This is a genomic window from Microvirga sp. P4_G7 (genome assembly GCF_056401005.1).
The window spans coordinates 1-2584 of sequence record NZ_JBFUKD010000540.1; the positions used below are offsets into that span (position 1 = coordinate 1).

Genomic DNA, 2584 nt, shown 5'->3' on the forward strand with positions numbered 1-2584 from the left:
GCGCATGCCTCCATCGATGCGATGATGAGCCTCGCACAACAGGCCGTCGAAGCGGCGAACGGCGGGACGAGCGACATGTTCGGCGGCGTGGCGTCGGCGGATGTGCAATTGCGCATTCCGCCCCATCAGCCCTGGCCCGCATCGATAAAACTGCAGAGAGAATACGATGCCGTCGGCTTCTTCCTGTCCGGTCATCCGCTCGACGAATATGGCGATCTGCTCAAGAAGCTGCGCGTTCAGACCTGGGCCGAATTCTCCCGGTCCGTGAAAGCCGGAAATTCCGTCGGCAAGGTGGCGGCGACGATCCTCGATCGGCAGGAGCGGCGCACCAAGAGCGGCAACAAGATGGGCATTCTCACTCTGTCCGATCAAACCGGGCATTTCGAGGCGATCATCTTCTCAGAGGGGCTGATGCGCTTCCGTGAGGTTCTGGAGCCCGGCAACGCTGTCGTTCTCCTGCTTCAGGCGGGGCTGGAAGGTGATGAGGTGAGGGCGCGCATCGGGATGGCCGATCCCCTCGACGATGCGATCGCCAAGCACCAGAAGGGCATGCGCATCTTCCTGCGCGACGAGCGGCCGATCGCCAGCGTTCAGGAGCGTTTGCGCGCGCGGGGCGAAGGGGAAGTGACTCTCGTCCTGATCCTCGAAGAAGGCGACCGCGAGGTCGAAGTCAGGCTCCCCGGCAAGTATCTCGCATCGCCGCAAGTGGCAGGAGCTTTACGCGCCGTGCCGGGCGTCGTCGACGTGCAGATGAACTGAGCATCCAATTTCCGCCGCGAAGCGGCGTCTCGAAGGATCGTCCAGAGAGCTGGAGACGACTGTGCTTCGAGACGCGCCCCGACAAGGCATGTTCCACCGGGGCTTCGTTTCATGCTAACACCTCGCCGCATGAAACCGCTCGATGACAGACAGGCGTCCCGCTCAGGGGTGGCCGCAGACCCGATCATCTCCGTATCCGGGCTCCACAAGACGTACGCCACCGGCTTCACGGCTCTGCGGAACGTCAACCTCGACATTCGCCGTGGCGAGATCTTCGCGCTGCTCGGCCCCAACGGCGCCGGAAAGACGACGCTGATCAGCATCGTGTGCGGCATCGTCAATCCGAGCGAGGGCAAGGTGCTGGCTGACGGTCACGACATCGTCGGCGACTACCGCGCCGCCCGTGCGAAGATCGGCCTCGTTCCGCAGGAGCTGTCGACGGATGCGTTCGAGAGCGTGTGGGATACAGTAAAGTTCAGCCGCGGCCTTTTCGGCAAACCACCCAACCCCGCCTATATCGAGAAGGTCCTGAAGGACCTGTCTCTGTGGGAGAAGAAGGACAGCAAGATCATGACGCTGTCCGGCGGCATGAAGCGTCGCGTCATGATCGCTAAGGCGCTGTCGCACGAGCCGCGTATCCTGTTCCTCGACGAGCCCACGGCCGGCGTCGACGTCGAGTTGCGCCGTGACATGTGGGAGATGGTCCGCGGCCTGCGCGACAACGGTGTCACCATCATCCTGACCACCCATTACATCGAGGAGGCCGAAGAGATGGCCGACCGGATCGGGGTGATCAACAAAGGTGAGCTGATGCTGGTCGAAGACAAGTCCGTGCTGATGCGCAAACTCGGACAGAAGCAGCTCATCCTGCACCTGCAGAACCCGCTCAAAACGCTTCCCGCGGCTCTCGCTCCGTACGACATCACGCTGTCCGAGGACGGGACCCAGTTGGTCTACAGCTTCGATACGCAGAGCGAGGAGACCGGCATCGCCGAATTGCTGCGCCTTCTCGGTGAACACGGGATCGACTTCAAGGACCTCCAGACGACACAGAGCTCGCTCGAGGACATTTTCGTCAACCTCGTCAGGGGGCGCGCATGAACGTGTATGCCATCAAGGCCATCTATCTTTTCGAGATGGCGCGCACCTGGCGCACGCTCATGGAGAGCATCGCCTCGCCGGTGATCTCGACCTCGCTCTATTTCATCGTGTTCGGTGCAGCGATCGGCTCGCGCATCGATAGCGTCGACGGCATCAGCTACGGCGCCTTCATCGTTCCCGGCCTGATCATGCTGTCGATCCTGACCGAAAGCATCTCGAACGCGGCGTTCGGCATCTACATGCCGAAATTCTCCGGCACGATCTATGAGCTCCTGTCGGCGCCCGTCTCCGCCATGGAAACGGTCCTCGGCTATGTCGGCGCCGCGGCGTCGAAATCGATCATTCTGGGTACCATCATCCTTCTGACGGCCCGCCTGTTCGTCGATTTCTCCATCATGCACCCGGTCTGGATGATCGTCTTTCTGGTGCTGACGTCGGTGACCTTCAGTCTGTTCGGGTTCATCATCGGGATCTGGGCGGACAGCTTCCAGAAGCTGCAGCTGGTTCCGCTGATGGTGGTGACGCCGCTCGCCTTTCTCGGCGGCAGTTTCTATTCGATCAGCATGCTGCCGCCCTTCTGGCAGAAAGTGGCCCTGTTCAACCCCGTGGTCTATCTGGTCAGTGGGTTTCGGTGGAGTTTCTTCGGGATCTCAGACGTGAATATCGGAGCCAGCTTGGCCATGACCTTGGTKTTCATGCTGGCCTGCTTGACGACGATCTGGTG

Annotated in this window: 2 protein-coding genes and 1 pseudogene; all 3 read left to right on the plus strand. The window is 61.3% G+C overall.

Annotated features, from left to right (window positions below; all coding sequences use genetic code 11):
* Positions 1-759: pseudogene (locus tag AC1DT3_RS17600) on the plus strand (DNA polymerase III subunit alpha); the annotation flags it as partial.
* Positions 760-888: 129 nt separating this feature from the next.
* Positions 889-1860, plus strand: a complete 972-nt coding sequence (locus AC1DT3_RS17605; protein WP_477466530.1) for an ABC transporter ATP-binding protein — start codon at positions 889-891, stop codon at positions 1858-1860.
* Positions 1857-2584: ABC transporter permease (locus AC1DT3_RS17610; RefSeq protein WP_477466529.1), on the plus strand; the 728-nt coding region annotated here is incomplete at its 3' end. The genes AC1DT3_RS17605 and AC1DT3_RS17610, both read left to right, overlap by 4 nt.

Coding starts and splice junctions, on each gene's coding strand:
- AC1DT3_RS17605 (WP_477466530.1), top strand. CDS start 889: ATGAAACCGCTCGATGACAGACAGGCGTCCCGCTCAGGGGTGGCCGCA.